Here is a 24,324-nt window from a genome sequence, read left to right on the forward strand (position 1 = left end):
TGCGCGGTGTTGACGCGTTCGGCTGATAATGGCGCACCGCTGGCAGCACGCCAGTCTGCTGCCAGGGCGCGCATGACTCTTCCCGTTGATTCAATGGATGCTGCCGTTGCGGCAGATTCGCTTCCGCCGCCACCGGCACCGCGCCCGCGCGCACCGGTCTCGTTGGTGGTGCTGGCCACGCTGGCGGTCGGTTACACCCTGTGGGCGGCACAGACGATCATCCTGCCGGTGATGCTGGCAGCGTTTTTTGCCTTGATCGGCAATCCCATCCTGCGCGGTCTGCGCAAGCTGTATATCCCGCGCTTTCTCGGCGCCTTGATGGTGTTGTGCCTGGGCCTGGCCGCGACCGTGGCGCTGGCTGCGCAGCTGGCCGGGCCGGCAGCCGAGTGGGTGCAGCAGGCGCCCCGACAGATGCGCCAGATTGCGCGCGACGTGCGCGATTTCACCAAGCCGATGATGCAGGCCAACCAGGCCGCGGAAAACTTTGCGCGCGCCGCCGGCGGCGACGGCCAGCGCAGCGTGCAGATCGTGCGCACGCAGATGGACGACCCCTACAAGGCGCTGGTGCGCACGCCGAAACTGGCCGCCTCGGTGCTGGCGGTGGTGCTGCTGACGTTCTTCTTCATGGTCTACGGCGAAAGCCTGCAACGGCATGCGATTGCGTTGCTGCCCAATCGCCAGCAGCAACGCTTCACCACCGAAATCATGCTGGACATCGAGCGCGAGGTCTCGCGCTACGTGCTCACCATTAGCGTGATCAATACGCTGGTCGGGCTGGTCTTTGCCGGCATTCTCTATGTGCTCAAGATTCCGCTGCCCGAAGCGCTGTTGTGGGGCACGGTGGTGGCGCTGCTCAATTTCGCACCGTACGTGGGTCCGTTGATCGGCGTGATGCTGATGCTGCTGATGGGCTTTGTGGAATTCCGCACCACCTTGTCGGCAATGCTGCCGGCGATCCTGTATCTGGCGCTGCACACCATCGAGGGCCAGGTGGTCACTCCGATCGTGCTCGGCCGCCGCATGGCGATCTCGCCGCTGATGCTGATCCTGGCGCTGATGCTGTTCGGCTGGCTGTGGGGCATGATCGGCCTGCTGCTGGCGGTGCCGCTGCTGGTCTGCATCAAGATGGTGCTGAGCCGGGTGGAGGGAATGCAGCGCTGGGCCAGGCTGCTTGAGTAGCCGGGATTCGGGATTCGGGAATCGGGAATCGGGAATCGCAAGAGCAGTGAAGCAGCCCGCCAAAGCGTTGCTCTACCCATTCTCGATTCCCGACTCCCCATTCCCGGCATTACAATCTCGCGATGAGTTTCCCAATCAGCGCCATCACTCTCGACCTCGACGACACGTTGTGGCCCTTTGCGCCGATCGGGGCGCGGATCGACCAGGTGTTGTACGACTGGATGCGCGAGCACAGTCCGGTCACCGCCGAGCGGTTTCCGGTGGAGGCGATGCGCGAACTGCGCGAGCGCAGCTTTGCCGACAACCCGCACCTGCATCACGATCTCAGCGCGCTGCGGCGGCTGACGCTGGAAATGGCACTGCGCGAGAGCGGTGGTGATCTGGCCTTGCTGGAGCCTGCGTATGAGGTCTTCTACGCCGCGCGCAACCAGGTGGAGTGCTACCCGGATGCGCTGGACGCGCTGGCACGCATCGCCGCGCACGTGCCGGTGGCGGCGCTCAGCAACGGCAATGCCGATCTGCAGCGCATCGGGCTGATGCATCACTTCGCGTTTCAGCTGGGCTCGCGCGAGCACGGCAGCGCAAAACCCGACCCGAGCATCTTCCTGGCCGCCTGCGCGCGCCTGGAGGTGCCGCCGGCACAGGTGCTGCATGTGGGCGACCATGTGCGCATGGACGTGCTTGGCGCGCTGGATGCCGGCCTGCGCGCCTGCTGGATCAATCGCGACCGAGCACAGTGGTCACACCCGACCCAGCAGCCGGATCTGGAGTTCGATTCCATGACCGGGCTGGCCGATTGGCTGGACGCGCAGCAACCGCATCCAGGCACCGCACACGCTGGCATCCGCCTTCCCGCCTGAGCCACTTCTGCTCGGCGCATGGCGCCGCCTCCGAGGATTTCCATGTCGCAGCTCACCGGTTTCATCGATCCCAACGCCGCAGCCCTGCCGCTGCATGTGCTCGACCGCGAAGGCTTTGCAGGTTGGTGCGCCGAGCAACCTACGCGCGTGCTGGCGTGGGCGCAGGCGCAGCGTTTCGATGCGGCGCCGGGCAGCGTGCTGTTGCTGCCGGGGGAACACGGGCTGGCCGGCGCGGTGCTGGGCATCGGCGACCGCGCCGATGCCTACGCCTACGCGCACGCACCGATGGCGCTGCCGCCGGCCAGCCGCTGGACGCTGGCCAGCGCGCTGAGCGAGAACGAACAGGCGCTGCTGCACCTGGGCTGGGGCCTGGGCGCGTATCGCTTCTCGCGCTATCGCAAGGTGCCGCGTGCGCCGGCCGAATTGGCTGCCGCACCATCGGCGCAAACCCGTGCCTTGATCGAGGCCTGCCTCCGTGTGCGCGACTGGGTCAATACCCCGACCGAAGACATGGGCCCGCAGCATCTGGAAGAGGCCGCGCGTGCAGTGGCACAACCGCACGGTGCGCAAGTCGAGGCCATCGTCGGTGAGGCATTGCTGGCGCAGAACTTCCCCACCATCCACGCGGTCGGGCGTGCCTCGCACCGGGCCCCGCGGCTGATCACGCTGCAATGGGGCGACGCGGCGCATCCGCATCTGGTGCTGGTCGGCAAGGGCGTGTGCTTCGACACCGGCGGGCTGGACCTGAAACCGGCCGATGGCATGCGCAACATGAAAAAGGATATGGGCGGGGCGGCGCATGCCTTGGCGCTGGCCGGCCTGGTGATGGCGCAGCAGCTGCCGGTGCGGCTGACCCTGTTGATCGCCGCGGTGGAAAACGCCGTCGGCCCGGATGCGTTCCGCCCGGGCGAAGTCATCACCACCCGCGCCGGTGTCACGGTGGAAGTGGACAACACCGATGCCGAAGGCCGCCTGGTGCTGTGCGATGCGCTGAGCTATGCCACCGAGCAGCGCCCCGATCTGATCCTGGATTTCGCAACGCTCACCGGCGCCGCACGCATCGCCCTAGGGCCGGACCTGCCCGCGCTGTTCGCCAACGACGATGCGCTGGCGCAGGCCTGGTTGAACGCCGGCGAGCAGACCCGCGACCCGGTCTGGCGCATGCCGCTATGGCGCCCGTACCTGCGTTACCTCAACAGCCATGTCGCCGACATGGCCAACGCCGGCTCGCGCATGGCTGGCGCGGTCACCGCCGCGCTGTACCTGGAGCGCTTTGTCGCACCGGGCCAGCCGTGGGCGCATCTGGACGTCTACGCCTGGAACGACAGCGACCGCCCCGGCCGCCCGGCCGGCGGCGAGGCACTGGCGTTGCGCTCGGCTTACGCGATGCTCGAGCAGCGTTACGGCGGCTGAGGCCGGCTGACAGCACGGCCTCAACAAGCTCGCCTTCGTCGACGCGTGAAGTGATGTCGACGATGGCAGCGACGTTGATCGGATTAAAGTGCGTGATCAGCCCGCGCTGCATTCACGGCTCGCATCCATGCACACCGACCATTCCGACTGGTCCTTGCCCGCCCACCGTCGCGGGACCTTACGCGGCATGGATGGCCGCGTAAGAGCTTACAAGGACGTACTTGCAGCGTGTCCCGCGAAGGTGGGCGGGCAAGGGGCCTGCAGCAAACCCGCAGATCATCCGCTCCACAACCGATGCATCCACTCTGTTCGATTACCTCTAAAAGGGGAGCGAGCGCTCGAGCTTCAGCATCGTTTGACTATCCCCAAGCTGAGCGGGTCGAGGGCGTAGTGCCTTGAGCACGCTGCGCCATTGCCCGTCATCTGGATCATTCATCGACCGCTTTGGTCGCGGCATCACACACCAGACGCACTGGAGCGTGGACTATGCGCCCACGGGTCGTGCCGGTGCCGCAGGTTGGGCGGGGTGGCGATCACGGCGCCACACGCCTCACCGCATCGACTCTTTGCCGCATTGCCCACCGGAGCCAGCCATGAACTTGCCACCTCCCGCTCCACCCCCGCAGCGCGCACGTGTTGTGGCGCCATTGCTCGGTATCGCCGCGATTGCCGGCGGTATCGCGGTGGCGTTCGCCTGGACCGCCGGCTGGATCGGTGGCGACCGGCTCACTGCCGCGCGCATGACCGACACCATCGAAGCCAGCGGGCCGCCGCATCCGGGCTTTCGCCGCGCGCACACCAAGGGCGTGTGTGTGAGCGGGGAGTTCAAGGCCAGCGGCAAGGCCACCTGGCTGTCGTCGGCACGCATCTTCAGCCAGGCCAGCACGCCGGTGCTCGGGCGCATGTCGATCGGCGGCGGCGACCCGCATGGCGCCGACGGCGCGGCGCGCGTACGCAGCATGGCATTGCTGCTGCGCAGCGACGACGGGCAGGAATGGCGCACCGCGATGAACAGTTTTCCGTTCTTCGTGGTGGCCACGCCGGCCGGTTTTCAGGCCTTGAATGTGGCCTCCAGGCCGGACCCGGCCACCGGCAAGCCCGATCCGGCCAAGCTGGCCGCGTTCGGCAAGCAGTATCCGGAAGCGGCCAAGTTCCAGCAGTGGGCCAAGACCGCGCCGTGGTCCAACAGCTGGGCCAACACCCAATACAACGGGGTGAATGCGTTCCGCGCGATTGCGGCCGATGGACGCGAGCGCTACATCCGCTGGTCGATGCGTCCGCATACGCCGTTCAAGGAGCTCAGCGCCGAGCAGCGCGCGCAGGCCGATGGTGATTTTCTCGCCACCGACCTGGACACGCGCCTGGCGCAGGGTCCGCTGCGCTGGGACATGGTGCTGACCGTGGCCGAGCCGGGCGATGCGGTGGACGATCCCTCGCAGCCATGGCCGGAAAGCCGCAAGCAGATCGTGGCCGGCACGGTGTCGATCGATCATGCGCAGCCGCAGGCCACCGGCCCGTGCCGCGATCTGAATTACGACCCGCTGATCCTGCCCAAGGGCATCGCCGGATCCAACGACCCGATCCTGGCGGCGCGCTCGTCGGTGTATTCGCAATCGTTCAACCGGCGCGAGCATGAGATCGCCAATGGCACAGGCAACGCTGCCACCGGCCAGGGAGCGCACCGATGAGCAGCCATCCCCACTTCAATCTGCCCGCGCGCATCCTGCATTGGTTGATGGCCGCGATGATCCTGACCATGCTGTTCGTCGGCGTGGGCATGGTGGCGTCGGTGACGCAGCGGCCGTGGTTGATCGACCTGCATCGCCCCCTGGGCATTGCGATCCTGGTTCTTGCGGTGCTGCGCCTGATCAACCGCCTGCGTCACCGCCCGCCGCCGCTGCCGGCCGACCTGCCGGCCTGGCAGAAGGCCGCCGCGATCGCCTCGCACTGGCTGCTGTATGCGTTGATGCTGGGGATGCCGTTGATCGGCTGGGCGATGCTGTCGGCCGGTGCGTATCCGATCGTGCTGTGGCCGGGTGCGAACCTGCCGCCGATCGCACCGCACGATCCGGCGCTGTACGCCTGGCTGCGCAGCGCGCATGGCTGGTTGGCGTATCTGTTGTTCGCCACCGTGCTGGGGCATCTGAGCGCGGCGCTGTTCCATGCCTGGGTACGCCGGGATGGCGTGTTTTCCAGCATGGCGCGTGGGGAACGGTCTGCGCGTTGACGGATTGGATGGGTGGGTGTTGGAAGACGTGTTGCGCTGAGTGATTTCACTGCGCGGACGTACCCTCACCCCAACCCCTCTCCCGAAGGGAGAGGGGCCAGGATCTAACGCTGGCGCTTTGTCTTGGCCGCTGGCGCGGGTGCCTGAATGCCCTTGCCGGTCGCGGCCCAGTAGATCCCGCCATACAGATGCTCCAGATAACGCGGGTCGTTGTAGGCCTCGGCCAGATGGCCGAGCGCGGTGGCGAACACGCGGCCGCCTTCGAAGTGGTGGTACCAGGCCACCGGGTGCCGGGTGCCCATGCCCTTGGCAACCTGGCCCGGCCAGATCAGCGTGGGGTCGTAGCTGCTTTCGTCCACCGTCAGCAGCGTGACCAGGTCATCGCTGTACGGCGGATCGTATTCGTACCACTCGTCGGTCCACACCCAGCGCCTGGGCAGGCCGGCGGTGGCCGGGAAGTTGGGGTCCACCACGTCGACCATCGCGGTCTGCATGTACGGATGGGTGCGGAACGAGCGGCCGATCAGATGGTCGTACCACTCCCAGTCGCCACGCTTGATCGCAAACGCCTTGTGCACCGCCACCACGCCGCCGCCGTTGCGCACGTATTTCTGGAAGTTCGCACGTTGCGCCGGATCCAGATCGGTGGCCGGCGTGTTGAGCAGCACGATTGCCGCGTATTGCGATAGATCGCCATCAAAGGCCTTGGCATTCCACGCCCAGACCAGCTCGACATAATGCTTGCGCGCCATCGCTTCGAATTGCGGCTTGGCCACCGGGATGTAGTCGTGGTGATACTGGTTGGGAATTGCCGCCACCAGGATCTTGAACTGCTCGGCGGACGCATTGAATGCGCAGGCCAGCAGCAGACCCAACAGCCACAGAGGTTTCATGCCGTTCGCTCGGAAATCGTTCTGGCCCGGCAGTGTACCTGCGCCTGCACGGCATGCTTTGCGCATGATCTGGAATAGCTGTCCGCTGCGCCGGTGATCGAGTGATGCGTGGCAGTGCATGGCCAATGCCATCCAGCGCTGCGCCCGCTGACAGCGCAACGCGTCTGCCTCACCGGTTCACAGCCAGCCTTTCTGCCGGGCCAGCCGATACGCCTCGATGCGATTGGCCACGCCCAGCTTGCCGATGCATTCGGACAGATAGTTGCGCACCGTACCGTGCGACAACTGCAGCTGCTGCGCGATCTCGCTGGCCGAGCGCCCTTCGCCGGCCAGCCGCAACACGGTGCGCTCGCGTTCGCTCAAGGGGTCGGCTTCCACCCAGGCGTCCAGGGCCAGGTGCGGGTCGATCACCCGGCCGCCGCGCTGCACCTGACGCAGTGCGCTGACCAGTTGTTCGGCCGGCGCGTCCTTGAGCAGATAGGCAGCCACACCGGCATCCAGCGCGCGGCGCAGAAATCCCGGGCGGGCGAAGGTGGTGACGATCATCACCCGCACCGGCAGCGCCTGGCGCTGGATACGCTGGGCCAGTTCCAGGCCGGTCAGGCCGGGCATTTCGATATCGGTGATCAGCACGTCCGGCTGCAGGCGTTGCAGGTCGCGCCAGGCACTTTCGCCGTCGCCTGCGCTGCCGACCACCTCGATATCGTCTTCCAGCCCAAGCAAGGCGACCAATGCGCCACGCAGCAGCGCCTGGTCTTCGGCCAACAACACCCGGATCATCACGCGCGCTCGTATGCAGACAACGGTGGCGCACGATAGCAGCGGTGGCGCCTGCCGTGCATGGGTCGATATGCAGTGGACGTGCGTGCGATCAGCGCGCCGGTGTCACCAGCGGGACCGGCACCGGCGGCTGCGCCGGCGCCGGTGTGGGCTGCGGCAACGGCACGCTGGCGCGCAGGCGCATGCCGCGCGGCAGCGCTTCCACCTCCAGCGCACCGCCCAGGCCGCGCAGGCGTGCGCGCATGCCGTCCAGGCCATTGCCGGGCACGATCACCCCGCCGCGCCCGTCGTCGCTGATGTCCAGCACTGCCTGGTCGCCGTGCGCGCGCAAGCTCACGCGCACGTGTCTGGCCCGCGCATGCCGTTGCACATTGGTGGCCGCCTCGCGCACCACCAGCGCCAGTGCGGTTTCGTGTTCAGGCGGCAATGCCAGCGTCTGCAGGTCGTGTTCCAGCACGATGCCGTCCATGTCCAGCAACACCCGCGCCGACGCCAGTTCGGCCACCAGCCCGGCCGCGCGAATGCCGGTGACCGCGCGCCGCACCTGCGCCAGGGCATCGCGCGAAATCTGCGCCACCGCATCGATCTCGCTGCGCGCCCCCTGCGGATCACGCTCGATCAGACGCGCGGCCAGATCGGATTTGAGCGCCACCAGCGACAAGGTGTGGCCGAGCAGATCGTGCAGATCGCGGCCAATCCGTTCGCGCTCGGCGGTGGCCGCCAGCCGGCGCACTTCGTCCTGCGACAGGCGCAGCAATGCGTCCTTGCGTTCGTTGATGCTGTACACCGCACCGACCCCGGCCATGCCCAGCACCGACACCGGCAACCACACCAGCGATTGCAGGCGCATTCCCAGCCAGTGCGCCCAACCCAGGTAGAGCACGTTCATCACCACCAGCATCGCAAAGTGCCGCCACAGGGCATGCCGTGTGGACGGGCGCAGGCTCAGGCAGGCGAAGACGAAATAGCTGATCCCCGCCGGATACACCGGCAGCAATGCGGCACTGAGCGCACCCATCGCCCAGGCGTAGCGATACAGCGTGCCGCGCGGCGCCAGCAACATCCGCGCGTACAACAGCAGAAACACCGGATACGACAGCACGGTGCACAGCAGCCAGGTGCTGTCGTAGCCACGTGGCGAAAACACCGGCACCACGAACACCCAGCTCGACCACAGCAGATGCACGGCATCCATCCACGGCGACTGGCCCTGCGCCAGCCGTGCGGCAACCTGCGACGTGGCGGCGGGGCGAAGCCAGGCGGGCAGCGACAAGCGCATCGGGATGGGTCCGTGTGAGTGATCGGATTCTGCCACTGCCGGGCCCGGCCGGGCGCCCGATGCGGCAGCTCGCTGCGAACCGGCACGCTCATGCATCTGCGCCGCGCCCGCTCATGGTGATCCTGCACAGCACCGACCCGGGCAATCGCGCAGGCCGACAACAGCAATGAACGCAGCGCATGGCCAATCCGGCAGTATGAGGATGGTGCAGCCTCGCGCGTGCTGCAAAGCCCGGCCAGTTGCCGCTGTCATGGACGGCAGGTGACAGCTGTCACTGGTGGAGGTGCCGCGACGGTCGCATGCTCCGCAGCACCTTGCAGCCGCGTCGATCGCGCTACCGCTCGTCGCCCCACCTGCATTGGTGACTTCCGGCAGCTTGCGGCGCCGCCCGCGTCCGGTCACATTTCGCGCAGCATCCCGTCCCGGTTATCGATGAATACTTCTGCCGATCTGCTCAAGCAACTGCGCATCGACCGCCAGCGTCCTGCCGCCCCCGAACCTGCACGGCGCGGTGGCTGGATCATCGCCGCGGTGGTCATCGTGATCCTGTTGGCGACCGCGGCGTGGTGGTTCACCAGACGCCCAGTGATGAAGGTGCAGACCGCACCGGTGGTGGCGATCAGCGCCGGCAGCAGCAGCGCCTCGGTGCTGGACGCATCCGGCTACGTGGTGGCGCGGCGCATGGCCACGGTGTCGGCGCAGGTTACCGGCAAGGTGCGCGAGGTGATGATCGAGGAAGGCATGCGCGTCGAACAAGGCCAGGTGATGGCCACGCTGGACCCGCTGGACGCCGATGCACAGCGCACGCTGTCGGCATCGCAACTGTCGGCCGCACGCAGCCAGGTCGACAACATGCAGGCGCAGCTGGCGGTGGCCAATGCCGATGCGACGCGGCTGCAATCGCTGGTCGGCGCGCAACTGGTGTCGCGCTCGCAATATGAGCAGGCCACTGCACAACGCGATGCCTTGCGCGCACAGCTGCAGAGTGCGCAACGCAACGTGCGCGTGGCATCGGACCAGTTGGCGATCTCGGCGATCCGCTCGGACTTCAACGTGGTGCGTGCGCCGTTTGCCGGCGTGGTCACCGCCAAGGCCGCCCAGCCCGGCGAAATCGTCTCGCCGCTGTCGGCCGGCGGCGGCTTCACCCGCACCGGCATCGGCACCATCGTGGATATGGAATCGCTGGAGATCGAAGTGGAAGTGGGCGAGTCCTACATCGGCCGCGTGCAGCCGAAGATGCCGGTGGAAGCGGTGCTCAACGCCTACCCGGACTGGAAGATTCCCGGCGAGGTGATCGCCATCATTCCCACCGCCGATCGCGGCAAGGCCACGGTGAAGGTGCGCGTGGCGTTCAAGCTCAAGGACCCGCGCATCGTGCCGGAGATGGGCGTGCGGGTGAGCTTTCTGGAGCGGGCCAACACGAAAGAGGCCAGCAAGCCGCAGGGCGTGCGCGTGCCGGGTGCGGCGCTGGTCGAACGCGACACGCGCACGGTCGCGTTCGTGCTTGGCGAGCGCAACACCGTCAGCGCAAGGACGGTCACTCCCGGCATGGTGATGGGGCAGGACCGCCAGGTGGTATCGGGCTTGAGTGCAGGCGACAGCGTGGTGCTGGATCCGCCGCAAGGCCTGAAAGACGGTGACACGGTGGCCGAAGCGGACGCGGACGCTGCCGAATAACCACAACGGATATTGCAGTCAACAACGCTGGGCAGCAACGCCGCTGCGGCGAGCGCGGCGCCCATAGTGGCAGCCGGCGGCGTATGCGCTCGTTGCGCCTGGATGGCGTTGTGATCGCACACAGCGATGTCGCCATGGCGCCGGGAGCGCGGTCGATCGCGATCCGCATTTGTCATCGGTCATTGCAGAACCACGCTTGGCTCGCCGCCGCCATGCGTCGTCGCCGTTTTCACCCAGCAGTTGCGTCCGTCGTCAGCAAGCCTCGCACCGCCTTGCCGCGTCACCGTCACCGTCATCGCATCGCCGTGTTGCCGTCTCATGCCAGCGCGGTCGCCATGCTGCATCGCGCTTGCCTCTTTCCCTTGCACCGTCAGGAGTCGCCATGACCGCTCTCGTCAGCTTGCGCAACATCACCAAGACCTACCAACGCGGCCCCGAGCAGGTGCAGGTGCTGCACGGCATCGACCTGGACATCGCCAGCGGCGACTTCGTCGCGTTGATGGGTCCGTCCGGTTCGGGCAAGACCACTTTGCTCAACCTGATCGGCGGCCTGGACAGCCCCAGCGGTGGCGAGATCGAGATCCAGGGCGAGCGCATCGACCGCATGAGCGGCGGCCAGCTCGCGACCTGGCGTAGCCATCATGTCGGCTTCGTGTTCCAGTTCTACAACCTGATGCCGATGCTCACCGCGCAAAAGAATGTGGAACTGCCGTTGCTGCTCACCGCGCTCACCGCCGCGCAGCGCAAGCGCAATGCGGAAATCGCGCTGACCCTGGTCGGCCTGCAGGAACGCCGCACCCACAAGCCCAGCGAACTGTCCGGCGGCCAGCAGCAACGCGTGGCGATTGCGCGCGCAATCGTGTCCGATCCCACCTTCCTGATCTGCGACGAACCCACCGGCGATCTGGATCGCCATAACGCCGAGGAGATCCTGCGCCTGCTGCAGGAACTCAATCGCGAACACGGCAAGACCATCGTGATGGTCACCCACGACCCCAAGGCCGCCGAGTACGCCACCCATACCATCCATCTGGACAAGGGCGAGCTGGCCGACGCGCCGCTTGCGCTCTAACGGAGTGATGCCATGAAGTATCTCTCGCTGGTGTGGGCGCAGTTGTTCCGCAGCAAGACGCGCACCTTGTTGACCTTGCTGTCGGTGGTGGCGGCATTCCTGCTGTTCGGCATGCTCGACTCGGTGCGCGTGGCCTTCACCGCCGGCGGCAATGTCAGCGGCGTGAACCGCCTGGTGGTGGCCTCGCGCCTGTCGATCACCCAGTCGCTGCCGATCAGCCTGGAGCCGCAGATCCGCAGCGTGCCGGGCGTGCGCGACGTGACCTCGGCGATGTGGTTCGGCGGGATCTACCGCGACCCGAAGAACTTCTTCCCGAACTTTTCGGTGGCGCCCAATTTCTTCGACGTCTACAGCGAGTACGAGCTGCCCAGGGAGCAACTGAAGGCATTCCAGACCACGCGTACCGGCGCCATCGTCGGCGAGACCCTGGCCAAGGCCAATGGCTGGAAGATCGGCGACACCATCCCGCTGCAGGCCACCATCTTTCCGCGTGGCGGCAGCAACGACTGGCCGCTGCAACTGGTCGGCATCTTCCGCATGAAAGACCGCGCGGTGGCGGCCAACCAGGAGCGCCAGTTGATGATGAACTGGAAGTACTTCGACGAGTCCAACGACTACATCAAGAGCAAGGTCAGCTGGTACACGGTGACGCTGGCCAACGCCGACCAGGCCTCGCGCGTGGCGCAGGCCATCGATGCGTTGTCGGCCAACTCCGATCACGAAACCAAGTCACAGACAGAATCGGCGTTCCAGCAGGCCTTCATCAAGCAGTTCGCCGATATCGGCCTGATCGTCACCTCGATCATGGCCGCGGTGTTCTTCACCTTGCTGCTGCTGACCGGCAACACCATGGCGCAGGCGGTGCGCGAGCGCATTCCGGAACTGGCCACGCTCAAGACGCTGGGCTTTCAGGACCGCACGGTGTTGAGTCTGGTGATGGTCGAATCGGTGCTGTTGATCGGGCTGGGCGGGCTGCTCGGCATGGGCCTGGCAGCGCTGGTGATCCCGCTGGTGGCCGCGCGCAGCGGCGGGGTGATGCCGGTGCAGAGCGTGCCGCTGCAGACCTGGTTGATCGGGCTGGGCCTGATGGCCGGCATCGGCGTCGTGGTGGGTGCGCTGCCGGCGCGACGCGCGCAGCGCTTGAAGATCGTCGATGCCCTCGCCGGCCGCTGACAGGAGCATGCAGATGCAAACCAAATGGAAGAACCATCTCGTCAATCTGCTGTCGGTCGTGGCGCTGGCCGCCGGGCTGGGTGTGTGGATCGCATTGCCCTGGATCGGCGTGCTGGTCATCGCAGCGTTGCTGGCGGTGTGGCTGCTGGCCACACGCAGCGGCCGGCTGTCACTGGCCGCCGCACGCATCGGCATCGCCACGCTGCCGCAACGCTGGGGTGCCAGCTCGGTGATCGTGGTCGGCATCGCCGGTGTGGTCGGCGTGCTGGTGGCGATGCTGGCGATGGGCCAGGGCTTCCAGGCCACGCTCAACAGCACCGGCGACGACACCACCGCCATTGTGTTGCGCGGCGGCTCCCAGGCCGAGACCAACTCGGTGATCACGCGCGAGCTGGTGCCGCTGATCAGCAGCCTGCCCGGCATCGCCGCCGATGCCAGGGGCCGCCCGCTGCTGTCGCCGGAGCTCTCGCAAGTGGTCAACATCGCCTCCAAGTCCGATGGCACCGACGTCAACGCGCAGGTGCGTGGCGTGGGCGAACAGGCCTGGGCGGTGCACGCCAAGGTCAGGCTGGTGCAGGGCCGGCGCTTCACCACCGGCCTGCGCGAGATCGTGGCCGGCAAGGGCGCGTTGAATCAGTTCCGTGGCTTGGAGCTGGGCAGGACGCTCACCCTCGGCAGCCAGCAATGGACCGTGGTCGGCGTGTTCGCCTCCGGCGATGCGCACGATTCGGAGCTGTGGACCGACGCGCAGACGCTGGCCACCACCTACAACCGCAGCGCCTATCAGTCGATCAGCGTACGCACCACCGGCAAGGCCGGTTTCAGCCAGTTCAAGACCGCCATGGCGGCCGACCCGCGGCTCAAACTGGATGTCGAAACCACCCGCGCCTACTACGGCAAACAGGGCGGCGGCTTGAACAGGTTGATCAGCGTGCTGGGCACGGTGATCGGCGCGATCATGGCGGTGGGCGCGGTGTTCGGCGCGCTCAACACCATGTATGCGGCAGTGGCCACGCGGGCGCGCGAGATCGCCACGATGCGCGCGATCGGCTTTCGCGGCACGCCGGTGATCATGGCGCTGATGCTGGAGACCATGCTGCTGGCACTGCTGGGCGGCCTGCTCGGTGGCTTGATCGCCTGGGCCATCTTCAATGGCTACAGCGTGTCCACGCTGGGCAGCAACTTCAGCCAGATCGTGTTCCAGTTCAAGGTCTCACCGGAGCTGTTGTGGAGCGGGCTGAAATGGGCGCTGGGCATTGGCCTGGTCGGCGGGCTATTTCCGGCCTTGCGCGCGGCGCGGTTGCCGATCACGACGGCCTTGCGTGAGGTGTAGCGCGGGCCTTGGCCCGCCGGGAATCGGGAATCGGGAGTGGGGATTCGTGACAGCCAAAGCGGAGCAAGTGCGCTGCTGCGGCTGAACCTAGTGCAGGCTGTCATCGTTTTGTCACTGCAGTGCGGTAGATGCGCGGGCGGGCAGGCCGTAGGCTGCTCGGCCGTTGCATCCATCGATCGTGCCCATGACGCGCCTGATTCTGCTGGCCTGCGCCTGCCTGTGGCTGGCCGGCTGTTCTTCGTCCTCCACCTCGCTCAGCGAACGCCTGGTTGCGCCCGGCGGCACTTCGCCATTGCTGGATGCCGAGCGCATTGCCGCCACCATCGCCACGGTGCCCAACCGCAGCGGGCATGTGGTCACGCGCGACCAGGTGCCGATCTTCTGGCGCGCGATCGACCCCGGCCAGTACGCCATGCACTACCGCTATCTCGGCCAGCGCCACGATCCGGCGCATGCGCTGGATGTGGATTTCAGTTTCAAGGTGCCCACCGCCCCCCCGCCGACGCCGCGCGGCACCGTGGTGCTGTTGCACGGCTGGATGATGGATGGCGATTCGCTGCTGCCGTGGTCGCTGGAACTGGCCCAGGCCGGCTACCGGGTGATCACCATCGACCTGCGCAACCACGGCCATTCCGGCGGTGGCCCGTCCGGCTACGGCACGCGCGAATCCGACGACGTCATCGATGTGCTCGATGCGCTGCAGCCGCGCGGCGAGATCCGCGGCCCGCTGTACCTGTTCGGCATTTCCTACGGCGCCGCCACCGCGCTGTTCACCGCCGACAAGCTCGGGCCGCGCGTGACCGGCGTGGTGGCGATGGAATCCTTCGCCAACGCCGGGCGCGGCATTCGCGACATGGTGCCGCACCTGCTCGCCAGCCAACCGAACGGCTGGCGTGGGCAGGCGGTGGCCGCGTATGCGCGCTGGCGCTATGCCGACCAGGATCTCGATGCGGTAATCGCTGCCGCCGACCGCCAGCTGCAGCTGGATCTGGACCACGTCGATGTCGCGCACGCCCTGGCCGACACCCGCAGCTGCGTGCTGCTGGTGCATGGCGATGCCGATCAGCACATCCCGGTGGCGCATGGACGTGCGCTGGCGCTGGCCAGCCCGCGCGCGCACTACGTCGAGCTGCCCGGCGAAACCCATCTGAGCCTGCCGCTACGACTGGACCTGCTGGGCGGGCCGATCGACCAGTGGCTGGCGCAGACGCAGCAGGATCCGAATCACTGCCCTGCCCCGCAGGCACTGCCGACCTCCACGCTCGCGGTGGCGGCACCGGCGTCGGCGCCGCGCGGCTGAGGGCGGCCGACAAGAACCTTGCGCGGTCGGCAGGCCGGAGCGGACCGCACGCTCTCAGCCTGCGTATACGAAGGACATGCCGATTGCGGGCAGCGACCACGCCCGCATGGCACCGAGCGTAGTGCTCTGCTGGTCGCCCTGCATCCAGACGGGAAGTGGCCGGCGGCAGGCTGCACGGAGCGCGCAACCGCACTGCTGCCCGCCACGCGATGCCGTCGCTGCGCGCTCACCCCGAGCGCGCACCACCGATGCTCACGGCACCGCCACAGCCGGCCGCCGCGACCGCCACACGCTATCGCCGACGAACAGCAGCAGCCCGACCCAGATCGCGGCAAACCCGATCGCGCGCCCCTGATCGAACGGCTCGTGGAAGAACCACACGCCCAGCAGCAACTGCAGGCTCGGCGCGATGTACTGCAGGATGCCCACCAACGACAGCGGAATCCGCCGCACGCCATACGCAAACCCGATCAGCGGCACCGCGGTCAACACGCCGCCGAAGATCAGCAACAGATCGGTGCGCAGGTCCCAGCCGCTCAGGAAGGCACCGCCGTGGCCCTGCTCGCCCCAGCCCGCCAGCAGCAGTGCCGGCACGAACAGATACACGCTTTCCACGCCCAGCCCGGCTACCGGATCCACCGCCACCAGCTTGCGCAGCAGGCCGTAGGCACCGAACGAGAGCGCCAGCCCCAGCGCGATCCACGGCGGTGCACCGGCATCCAGGGTCAGCCACAGCACGCCCACCGCCGCGCATACCACCGCCACCCATTGAATGCGCTGCAGGCGTTCCTTCAGCACCAGCACGCCCAGCAACACGCTCAGCAGCGGATTGATGAAATAGCCCAGGCTGGCCTCGATCACATGCCCGGCGTTGATCGCCCAGATGTACAGGCCCCAGTTGAACGCGATCGCCACGCTGCTGCCGGCCAGCATCCACAGCGCGCGCGGCTGCGTGGCGACAGCGCGCCACCAGCGCAGGCCCGAGGTGGCCAGCAACCACACCACCACCAGCAACGCACTCCAGACGATGCGGTGCGCGATGATCTGCAGCGACGGCACCGCCTTGAGCAGATGCCAGTACAGCGGCACCAGGCCCCAGATCACGAAGGTCGATGCGGTGATCAGCAGTCCGCGGCGTGCCTCGATCGGCGAAACCACCGTCATCGCCGCGCCTTTGCCAGCGTCACCACCAGCACGCCGGACAGGATCACCGCCATCGCACCGATGTCGTGCGCGCTGAAACGCTCATGCCCCAGCCAGGCGCCCAACGCCACCGCAATCACCGGGTTGACGTAGGCGTAGCTGCCTGCCAACGCCGGGCGCACGTGATGCAGCAGCCACACGTAGGCGGTGAACGCCACGATCGAGCCGAACACGCACAGGTAGGCCACGGCCAGCAGCCCCTGCGAGGTCGGCAGGCGCTGTGGGCGTTCGCCGATCAGCAGGCCGGTGCCGACCAGCAACACGCCGCCGCACAGCATCTGCCCGGCGGCGGTCATGAACGGCGACGGCAGGTCGCGTCCGCGCGACCACACCGAGCCCAATGCCCAGCCGATCGGCGCGATCAGCAGCAACACCAGCCCGCCCGGCGAGGCGGTCAGGCTGCTGCCGGCATTGAGCCAGACCACGCCCAGAAAGCCGACCACGATGCCCAGCCATTCGCCACGGCTGGCGTGCTGCCCGCGCACGGCGCCGAACAAGGCCATCCACAGCGGCACCGACGCCACCGCGGTGGCAGCCAGGCCGGACGAGACGCTGCGCTCGGCCAGCACCACCATGCCGTTGCCCAGCAACAGCAGGGCCGCGCCCATCATCGCCACGTTCTTCCACTGCGCACGCGTCGGCGCGGCCACACCACGCCAGCGCAACACCGCATACAACACCGTGCCGGCCACGATGAAACGCGTCCCGGACACCATGGTCAGCGGCAGCGCGCCGCCTTCCAGCGCAAAGCGGATCGCCAGATAGGTCGAGCCCCAGACCACATAGACCAGCAACAAAGCGACAACGACCAGGCCGCTGCGCGCGGGCACAGCAGCATCGTGTGAAGAGGACATCGGAGATTGCCAAGTGCAGCAGAAGCTTCAATTCTAGATCACCTGCCCACGCCAACGGCTACGCCCTCAGGCCCCTGCCGCGTTATGGTGCGCAGTGATCCCCGGCTTGGAGTGCCCATGCAGCGTCACGTCACCTGGTTGACCTTTGCCGCCCTGACCGTGTTATCGGCCAGTGCGTCGGCGCGCGTCCCCGAACCCTGGGAACCGAGCGGGCGCAAACTGCTCGAGGCCGGGCTGGACGGTTCGTTGGCGCCGGAAATCGCGCCCGAACAAACCGAACTCAAGGTCATGCTCTCGGCAAACCGCGCCGGCGCCTACCTGCTCGGCGTCGCCAGCAGCAGCTACCGCACGCACTGGTGCATGCCGGCCGGCAAAAGCGGCCCGCCGGATCTGCAGGCGATCATCGCCGATATCGGCGCGCTGCCGGATGCGCGCCTGGACGAGGCCGCACCCGCATTGATCGTACAGGCGCTGGCCAAGCGCTATCCGTGCCGCAAGTAGCGGGCGGTCGCCAGAAGCAAGCTCGACACACACCATGCAATGGCCGGATGTGGTGCACATGCGCCGCGCGAATCGCTCGCCGCGCCGGCTTGGACGCACCAGGCGTTTGAACACCGCTGGCATTACTTGCGCGCGGCATCGCTGCTGGCGCGGATCGCCTTGAACTCCGAACCGTCCTGCCAGCTCGGCCACTGCCGGCCGTTGGCCAGCGCCACGCCCACGTCGTAGACCAGGGTGGTGTCGGCCGCGTGGCCGCTGGCGTCCCATTGCGGGGTCCAGCGGTCGCAGGGCTGGTGATAGCATTCGGCAAAGTACTTGTCGCGCAGCGCCTTGCCGGCCGCCACGCCGCCTTCGAGCATGTCCAGACCGGGCCCTGCGGTGATCGCCGGCACGCCCATGCGCGCAAAGGCGAAATGGTCGGCGCGGTAGAAGAAGCCCGCTTCCAGATTCGGGTCGGGCGAATAGCTGCGGCCGCGCGCCTTTGCCGCGGTTTCCAGATCGCCTTCCAGCGACACCCGTCCGCGTCCCCACGAGGCGATATCGCGGGTGGGGCCATCGGGGCTGAACATTTCCATGTTGAGCACCGCCACGGTCTTGTCCAACGGCGCCAGCGGATGGGCGGCGTAGTAATTGGCGCCGAGCAGGCCCTTCTCTTCCGCCGTCAACGCGATGAAATACAGCGTGCGCTGCGGCTTGGGGCCGGCGGCAAACACGCGTGCCAGCTCCAGCACGCTGGCCACGCCGGTGGCGTTGTCCACCGCGCCACGCCGCACCGTGTCGCCGCCGGCATCGGCCTTGCCCATGCCGAACGCATCCCAGTGCGCGGAGAAGATCACCGTCTCGTCCGGATGCTGGCTGCCGGTGAGCTTGGCCACCACGTTGTGCGTGACCACGCGCTCGCGCTTGAGCTTGAAGTCCACCGACAGCGTCGCATCGCCCAACGCCATCGGTACGAAATCGCGCTGCTGCGCACGCTGCTTGGCCTGCGCAAAATCCAGCCCGGCGCGCTGGAACAGCGACGCCGCCAATGCCTGCTGCATCCAGCCACGCACCGGTACGTGCTGCGCCTTTGCATCGGCGTCGCTGCGTTCGATATCGAACAACGGCGACAGGCCCGAACTCTGCACCGTCGCCCAGCCGTACGCGGCCGGCGCAGTCTCGTGCACGATCAACACGCCGGCGGCGCCGCGACGCGCGGCCTCTTCGTACTTGTAGGTCCAGCGGCCGTAGTAGGTCACCGCCTTGCCATCGAAGGCGCCCGGCTGGCTGGATTCAAAGTCGGCATCGTTGATCAGCACCACCGCGATCTTGCCGCGCAGGTCTACGCCCTTGTAGTCGTCCCACTGCCGCTCCGGCGCGCTGATGCCGTAGCCCACGAACACCAGCGGTGCATTCTTCAAGCGCACCGCGGCCTGCGGACGCAGGCTCTGCAAGGTCACATCGCTACCATTGACCAGCGCCTGGGTCTTGCCGCCGACACGCAGGCTGGCGTGCACCGGGCCGTCCACCTGCGCGCGTACCAAGGGCACCGCCTGGGTCCAGCCGCCCTGCTCGCCACCCGGCTGCAGGCCGCCGGCCTTGAACTGCTCGACCAGGTAATCGACCGTGCGCTGCTCGCCGGCACTGGCCGGCGCACGGCCCTCGAACTCATCCGATGCCAGCAGGCGCACATGCCGCGACAGCGCTTCGGCATCGATGCCGCCACCGGGCAGATCGTTGGCGGCCTGCGCCACGCCTCCCACGAACAGGCAGGCGGACAACAACAGGATGCGCATCGGATTCACGGCGTGGCCTTGCAACAGATAGATGACACACAGTTTACAAGCGCGCGCCCGCCACGGGACAGCAGACACGCCTTGCATACGCAACCTGCAACCTCTCGCCTGCCGCCGCAGGCCAGGCAACACATTCTCAAGAAAGCAACCTGCAAACGGTCTGGTGCGGTGTCCTCGCCGGTTGCGGGACCGCGTGGCGGCATGGATTCCGCCACCGAGCCTCCACGGACGGGGTCACGGCGTGTCCCGCAAGCGGTGAGGGCGCCGCACGCTCGACTGACTCGGCCTTTGACTGCAGCCACGCGAGGCTACGGCTCGCGACAGCGTTCGCCTGGTGGGGCGTTACCCGCTCCAGGCGCGCTAATTCGTACGCGTCGCGCGGTCCAGCCAGCAGGCCAGGCCCTGCGCGTTGAGTTCGATATCGGTACCCAGCAACTGCGCCACGCGCGCATCGTCCAGGCGGCAGCCGTGCAGGCGGGCGCGCTGCAGATACAGGTCGGTCAGCGCCTCCACCATGCAGCGATGGCGATCGGCGCGCTGCGCGCACGCCAGCGCGATGGCGGTCATCGCATGGATCTGCTCGACCAGCGCCTGCGCCAGCGGTGCCGGCGATTCGACCCGGCCGTAATGGGTGAGATACATCGCCTGCGGCGCGGCCTCCATCAGCCGCGCGATCGACTGCAGCATCGCCTCCGGCTCGAACTGCACCGGCGAGGAGGTCGGCAGGATGAAGGCGCCCTGCGCGCTGTCGAGCTGGCGATACGACAGGCCGAAGGTGTCGCCAGTGAACCAGCTGCGGCTGCGCGCATCCCACACGCACAGATGATGTCGCGCGTGGCCGGGCGTCTCGATGGTGCGCAGCGCGCGCTCGCCCAGCATCACGGTCTGTCCGTCGGCCGCTTCCACCACGCGCTCGGCCGGTACCGGCACGATCGCCCCGTAGCTGCGCGCCATTTCCGCCTCGCCGTACACCGCCGTGGCACCGGCAATCAGCCGGGTCGGATCGATCATGTGCGGCGCGCCGCGCGGATGCACCAGTACCCGCGCATTGGGCAGGTGCTGCAGCAAGGCACCCGCACCGCCTGCGTGATCCAGATGCACATGGGTCAGGATCAGCCAGTCCACCTGCGCAGGCGTCAGCCCGGCCGACTGCAACGCGGCCAGCATCTGCGGCACCGACAGCGAAGTGCCGCAATCGACGAAGGCACCCCGTTGCGCCTCGACGATCAGGTACGCCGCATCGAACTGCACACCGCCAAAGCCGGTGTCGATGGTCTGGATGCTGGAATCAGCAATCGCTGTCATTGCTCCTCCACGGCTATGCGAGAGGCCCCAGTCTAGCCATGGGTTCCACGCATGTCGTTACGCCTCGCGCAACACGCGCATCGCCGCCAGGATCAACTCCGCCTCCACCTGCGCATGCACGCCCGGCAATTGCAGGTCGCTGCCCTGCTCGGCCTGTTTCAGCCGCGCGATCAGCTGGCCCGCATCGCGTGGCGAGGCGAAGCCATCGCTGTGCAGCAGCAATGCGCCGGCGCCATCGGTCAACTTGAAATAGAACTGCCCATCGCTCTCGCGGTACTGCTTGAACACCGGCGGTGCGCTCTTCTCGCCCACCGCCGGCGCGGCCGCATCGCCCTGGCTGGACAGGTCGCGCAGGCCCACCGCAGCACGCAGCTCGGCCAGGAACGGCGTGGCGTAGCGTGCGCGCAGACGTGCGCCACCGGCGCGCAGAATCGCCTCGATCTTGCCCGGCTCGGCCATCAACGCGTCATAGCGCGTGCGCAGCGGAGCGATCTCCTGATCGATCCGCTCGAACAGCTGCTGCTTGGCATCGCCCCAGCCGATGCCATCGGCGAAGGCCTGCGCAAAGGCGGCCGTTTCCTGCGGCGTGGCAAAGGCCTGGTACAACTGGAACAACGCCGACCCCTGCGTGTCCTTGGCCTGGCCCGGTGCGCGCGAATCGGTGAGGATGGAGAACACCAGCTTGCGCAGTTCCTCGCGCGGGGCGAACAGCGGAATCGTGTTGCCGTAGCTCTTGCTCATCTTGCGGCCATCCAGACCCGGCAAGGTCGAGACCTGCTCATCGATCACCGCCTCGGGCAGGGTGAAAAAGTCGCGGCCATACACGTGGTTGAAGCGCTGGGCGAAATCGCGCGCCATCTCGATGTGCTGGATCTGGTCGCGTCCCACCGGCACCTTGTGCGCGTTGAAGATCAGGATGTCTGCGGCCATCAGCACCGGATACATGAACAAGCCGGCGGTCACGCCCGCGTCCTCGTCCTCGCCATCGGCGCGATTCTTGTCCACCGCCGCCTTGTAGGCATGCGCACGGTTGAGGATGCCCTTGCCGGCCACGCAGGTCAGCAGCCACAGCAACTCGGTGGTCTCCGGCACATCGGACTGGCGATAGAACCACACCGTTTCCGGGTCCAGGCCGCAGGCCAGCCAGCTGGCGGCGATCTCCAGCGTGGAGCGTTGCGTCCGCGCCGGGTCCTGCGCCTTGATCAGGCTGTGCAGGTCGGCCAGGAAGTAGAAGCTCTCCGCATCGGCCGCCGCACTGGCCTGGATGGCCGGGCGGATCGCACCGACGTAATTGCCCAGATGCGGGGTGCCGGAGGTGGTGATGCCGGTAAGGACGCGAGTGGTCATCTGCGTAAGGCCAGGGAGTCAGCACGCAAGTTTAGCGGTTCCGCGCCCCTGGCATGAACGAGACGGTGCCTTGTACCTGCCGCTACCAGCAGCGGCGGCAGACGCAAGACGGGCCGCATCAAGCGGCCCGTCCTGTGCAGTTGCGATCACCACGGCGGGTGGGCGCGGTTGCGTGGCACCGTCAGGTGTCGTCGCGCAACGACTTTTCGAAGGCGCGCACCTCGGTCTGGGCGCGGTCGCGATCCCAGCCGTAGCGCTCCTGCAACTTACCCTGCAGATATTCGGCGTTGCCCTCGGCAACCTTGAAATCGTCGTCGGTGAGATCGCCCCACTTGGCCTGCGCCTTGCCCTTGAGCTGGGTCCACTTGCCGGAAATGATGTCAGTGTTCATTGCGTCGACTCCGCTGATGCGGCCGCGATTGACCGTCTGCACAGGTTGCCCACCGCGCCGTTCGCCGCAGATCAAAAGCCGTCAAATCCGCACTCACCGCACTGAACGGTTGCCGACGCTTGCGGTGCAGTTCTACGTATGGCCGCGCCGTCGCATGCCCAGATGCGTCGCCGCGCTGCCCTGCCTTCGCAAGGCATCAGGCAAAAAAAAACGGGCCTTGCGGCCCGTTTTTTCTGCATGCAGCGCTAGATTACTTGCGCGCAGCGTCTTCCACCTTCTCGCCAGCGCCCTGCACGTCCTTGCCGGCACCTGCGACGGTGTTGCAACCCGACAGCATACCGACCGACAACACCGACAGCACCAGCAGCACAATTGCACGCTTCATAACAGACTCCTTCGTGGGTAAAGCGGCGGCTTGCCGCAGATCAATCAAATCAAACAACTAGGATTCAAAACGCAAGGATCAGCACTTACCGTCGCTGCAATTGTCGGCCTTCTTTTCGACCTTCTCGCCTGCACCCTGCATGTCCTTGCCGGCGCCAGCCATGGTGTTGCAGCCAGTCATCACGCCGGCCGAAAACAGGCCCAGTACCATCAGTGTCAGCAGTCGCTTCATCGGTCTTCCTCAGTTCTGCGTTCGGTGCAGACGCACCATCTCTGGCGACAAATCTGACTGCGCGGCCGTGGATTTGATGTGAACGTGGCGTGCTGCGTTCAGCGATCGATCAATCTCGCATCAGTGTCGACTTGCCGAACAGGCTCTCGACCAGATCCACCGCCAGCTCCGCGGTGGCATTGCGGTTGTCCAGCACCGGGTTGAGCTCGACGATGTCCAGCGACCCCATGCGCCCGGTATCGGCGATCATCTCCATCACCAGCTGCGCCTCGCGGTAGTTGGGTCCCCCCGGCACGGTGGTGCCCACGCCTGGCGCGATGCTCGGGTCCAGGAAATCCACATCGAAGCTCACATGCAGATGGGTGTCCTCGCTCATGCCCTGCAAGGCGGTCTCCATGGTGCGCTTCATGCCGGCCTCGTCGATGTAGCGCATGTCGTAGACATCGATGCGGTGCTGCTTGATCAGGCGCTTTTCCTCCGGGTCCACCGAGCGGATGCCGATCTGCCGCACCTGCTCGGGCAGCAGCGCCGGCGCACTGCCGCCCAGGTGGGTCAACGCCTGCGGACCCAGCCCGCACAGGCAGGCCACCGGCATGCCGTGCACATTGCCCGACGGCGTCACCTCGCTGGTATTGAAGTCCGAGTGCGCATCCAGCCACAGCACCCGCAACGGGCGTTGCTGTTCGCGGCAGTACCTGGCCACGGCGGTGATCGAACCGATGCCCAGGCAGTGGTCGCCACCAAGCATGATCGGCATGCGCCCGGCACGCAGCTGCGCATAGCTGGCCTCCATCAGCGCCTGGTTCCAGGCCACCACTTCGTCCAGGTGCCGGTAGCCGGCCTGCGGGGCCTGCCAGGGATTGCGCGGCCCATCCAGATTGCCCAGATCGCGCACCTCCACGCCGCGGCCGATCAAGGCCTCCTGCAACCCGGCGATGCGCAGCGCCTCCGGCCCCATCCGCGCACCACGGTGGCCGGCACCGATGTCGGTGGGAACGCCAATCAGGGAAACCGGCACGTACTGCGTCGCCATGCATTGCTCCAGCATCGAGAAAGCGCTGCAGTCTAGTCGCCGGCCCGCGCGCTGACGCGCGGCAGCGCAGCACGACGCACGCCGTGCGTCCCATCACGCAATCGCATCTGCCA

At 67.1% G+C, this 24,324-nt stretch carries 23 protein-coding genes; 11 read left to right on the forward strand and 12 right to left on the reverse strand.

Features of this window, described 5'->3' with window-relative positions:
- Nucleotides 1–72: 72 nt before the first annotated feature.
- The 5 genes from CPBF1521_RS19595 to CPBF1521_RS19620 all read left to right on the forward strand — a co-directional run bounded on the left by CPBF1521_RS19595 (nt 73) and on the right by CPBF1521_RS19620 (nt 5,679).
- Nucleotides 73–1,179, forward strand: coding sequence for an AI-2E family transporter (locus tag CPBF1521_RS19595; RefSeq protein WP_104584851.1), 1,107 nt, complete (start codon nt 73–75; stop codon nt 1,177–1,179).
- Nucleotides 1,180–1,301: 122 nt separating this feature from the next.
- Nucleotides 1,302–2,039 carry an HAD family hydrolase gene (locus CPBF1521_RS19600; RefSeq protein ID WP_104584849.1) on the forward strand — a complete coding sequence of 246 codons (738 nt, stop codon included), beginning with the start codon at nt 1,302–1,304 and terminating at the stop codon, nt 2,037–2,039.
- Nucleotides 2,040–2,081: 42 nt separating this feature from the next.
- Nucleotides 2,082–3,452 carry a leucyl aminopeptidase family protein gene (locus CPBF1521_RS19605; protein WP_115678008.1) on the forward strand — a complete coding sequence of 457 codons (1,371 nt, stop codon included), beginning with the start codon at nt 2,082–2,084 and terminating at the stop codon, nt 3,450–3,452.
- Between the two features lie 593 nt (nt 3,453–4,045).
- Complete coding sequence (locus tag CPBF1521_RS19615) at nt 4,046–5,140, forward strand: catalase family peroxidase (RefSeq protein ID WP_115678009.1); 1,095 nt, start codon at nt 4,046–4,048, stop codon at nt 5,138–5,140.
- Nucleotides 5,137–5,679: a cytochrome b gene (locus tag CPBF1521_RS19620; protein ID WP_104649955.1), complete on the forward strand. Its 543-nt coding sequence runs from the start codon at nt 5,137–5,139 to the stop codon at nt 5,677–5,679. The genes CPBF1521_RS19615 and CPBF1521_RS19620 overlap by 4 nt, the downstream gene beginning before the upstream one ends.
- Before the next feature lie 104 nt (nt 5,680–5,783).
- On the opposite strand, the gene CPBF1521_RS19625 is transcribed toward CPBF1521_RS19620, so the two are convergent.
- The 3 genes from CPBF1521_RS19625 to CPBF1521_RS19635 form a co-directional block, all read right to left on the reverse strand.
- Nucleotides 5,784–6,572: a ThuA domain-containing protein gene (locus CPBF1521_RS19625; protein WP_115678010.1), complete on the reverse strand. Its 789-nt coding sequence runs from the start codon at nt 6,570–6,572 to the stop codon at nt 5,784–5,786.
- 177 nt (nt 6,573–6,749) lie between these two features.
- Nucleotides 6,750–7,352 carry a response regulator transcription factor gene (locus tag CPBF1521_RS19630; RefSeq protein WP_104649953.1) on the reverse strand — a complete coding sequence of 201 codons (603 nt, stop codon included), beginning with the start codon at nt 7,350–7,352 and terminating at the stop codon, nt 6,750–6,752.
- Nucleotides 7,353–7,443: 91 nt separating this feature from the next.
- Nucleotides 7,444–8,631 carry a sensor histidine kinase gene (locus CPBF1521_RS19635; protein WP_115678011.1) on the reverse strand — a complete coding sequence of 396 codons (1,188 nt, stop codon included), beginning with the start codon at nt 8,629–8,631 and terminating at the stop codon, nt 7,444–7,446.
- A 432-nt stretch (nt 8,632–9,063) separates the two neighbouring features.
- Between CPBF1521_RS19635 and CPBF1521_RS19640 the strand changes: the two genes are divergently transcribed.
- The 5 genes from CPBF1521_RS19640 to CPBF1521_RS19660 all read left to right on the forward strand — a co-directional run bounded on the left by CPBF1521_RS19640 (nt 9,064) and on the right by CPBF1521_RS19660 (nt 15,186).
- Nucleotides 9,064–10,308, forward strand: coding sequence for an efflux RND transporter periplasmic adaptor subunit (locus CPBF1521_RS19640; RefSeq protein WP_181901301.1), 1,245 nt, complete (start codon nt 9,064–9,066; stop codon nt 10,306–10,308).
- 382 nt (nt 10,309–10,690) lie between these two features.
- Nucleotides 10,691–11,380, forward strand: a complete 690-nt coding sequence (locus tag CPBF1521_RS19645) for an ABC transporter ATP-binding protein (RefSeq protein ID WP_115678012.1) — start codon at nt 10,691–10,693, stop codon at nt 11,378–11,380.
- A gap of 12 nt (nt 11,381–11,392) precedes the next feature.
- Nucleotides 11,393–12,553, forward strand: a complete 1,161-nt coding sequence (locus tag CPBF1521_RS19650; protein WP_104584262.1) for an ABC transporter permease — start codon at nt 11,393–11,395, stop codon at nt 12,551–12,553.
- 13 nt (nt 12,554–12,566) lie between these two features.
- Nucleotides 12,567–13,886, forward strand: a complete 1,320-nt coding sequence (locus CPBF1521_RS19655; protein ID WP_370659388.1) for an ABC transporter permease — start codon at nt 12,567–12,569, stop codon at nt 13,884–13,886.
- A 184-nt stretch (nt 13,887–14,070) separates the two neighbouring features.
- Complete coding sequence (locus CPBF1521_RS19660) at nt 14,071–15,186, forward strand: alpha/beta fold hydrolase (RefSeq protein ID WP_104584260.1); 1,116 nt, start codon at nt 14,071–14,073, stop codon at nt 15,184–15,186.
- A 252-nt stretch (nt 15,187–15,438) separates the two neighbouring features.
- Here the strand turns inward: CPBF1521_RS19660 and rarD are convergent, their stop codons facing one another.
- Both rarD and yedA read right to left on the reverse strand, forming a co-directional pair.
- Nucleotides 15,439–16,350, reverse strand: coding sequence for an EamA family transporter RarD (gene rarD, locus CPBF1521_RS19665; RefSeq protein WP_104584258.1), 912 nt, complete (start codon nt 16,348–16,350; stop codon nt 15,439–15,441).
- Complete coding sequence (yedA, locus tag CPBF1521_RS19670) at nt 16,347–17,243, reverse strand: drug/metabolite exporter YedA (RefSeq protein WP_115678013.1); 897 nt, start codon at nt 17,241–17,243, stop codon at nt 16,347–16,349. Before yedA ends, rarD begins: the two co-directional genes overlap by 4 nt.
- 84 nt (nt 17,244–17,327) lie before the next feature.
- Here yedA and CPBF1521_RS19675 point away from each other — a divergent pair, with 84 nt between their 5' ends.
- Nucleotides 17,328–17,744, forward strand: a complete 417-nt coding sequence (locus CPBF1521_RS19675; RefSeq protein ID WP_104584254.1) for a Rap1a/Tai family immunity protein — start codon at nt 17,328–17,330, stop codon at nt 17,742–17,744.
- A 122-nt stretch (nt 17,745–17,866) separates the two neighbouring features.
- On the opposite strand, the gene CPBF1521_RS19680 is transcribed toward CPBF1521_RS19675, so the two are convergent.
- The 7 genes from CPBF1521_RS19680 to rocF form a co-directional block, all read right to left on the reverse strand.
- Nucleotides 17,867–19,519 carry a M28 family metallopeptidase gene (locus tag CPBF1521_RS19680; RefSeq protein WP_370659390.1) on the reverse strand — a complete coding sequence of 551 codons (1,653 nt, stop codon included), beginning with the start codon at nt 19,517–19,519 and terminating at the stop codon, nt 17,867–17,869.
- Between the two features lie 360 nt (nt 19,520–19,879).
- Complete coding sequence (locus CPBF1521_RS19690) at nt 19,880–20,824, reverse strand: MBL fold metallo-hydrolase (protein ID WP_104584250.1); 945 nt, start codon at nt 20,822–20,824, stop codon at nt 19,880–19,882.
- A 57-nt stretch (nt 20,825–20,881) separates the two neighbouring features.
- A complete protein-coding gene (locus tag CPBF1521_RS19695) occupies nt 20,882–22,171 on the reverse strand; it encodes a tryptophan--tRNA ligase (RefSeq protein ID WP_115678015.1) in 1,290 nt (429 codons plus the stop codon).
- A 181-nt stretch (nt 22,172–22,352) separates the two neighbouring features.
- The gene (locus CPBF1521_RS19700) at nt 22,353–22,562 is read right to left on the reverse strand and encodes a CsbD family protein (protein WP_016904514.1); all 210 of its coding nucleotides are present in this window, start codon (nt 22,560–22,562) and stop codon (nt 22,353–22,355) included.
- A gap of 250 nt (nt 22,563–22,812) precedes the next feature.
- Nucleotides 22,813–22,947, reverse strand: a complete 135-nt coding sequence (locus CPBF1521_RS19705; RefSeq protein WP_016904515.1) for an entericidin A/B family lipoprotein — start codon at nt 22,945–22,947, stop codon at nt 22,813–22,815.
- A gap of 78 nt (nt 22,948–23,025) precedes the next feature.
- Nucleotides 23,026–23,178 (reverse strand): entericidin A/B family lipoprotein, encoded by a 153-nt coding sequence (locus CPBF1521_RS19710; protein ID WP_006451340.1) that lies wholly within the window; start codon nt 23,176–23,178, stop codon nt 23,026–23,028.
- Nucleotides 23,179–23,287: 109 nt separating this feature from the next.
- Nucleotides 23,288–24,211 carry an arginase gene (rocF, locus tag CPBF1521_RS19715; protein ID WP_115678049.1) on the reverse strand — a complete coding sequence of 308 codons (924 nt, stop codon included), beginning with the start codon at nt 24,209–24,211 and terminating at the stop codon, nt 23,288–23,290.
- Nucleotides 24,212–24,324 lie beyond the last annotated feature (113 nt).

The organism is Xanthomonas euroxanthea, from assembly GCF_900476395.1.
GTDB lineage: Bacteria > Pseudomonadota > Gammaproteobacteria > Xanthomonadales > Xanthomonadaceae > Xanthomonas > Xanthomonas euroxanthea.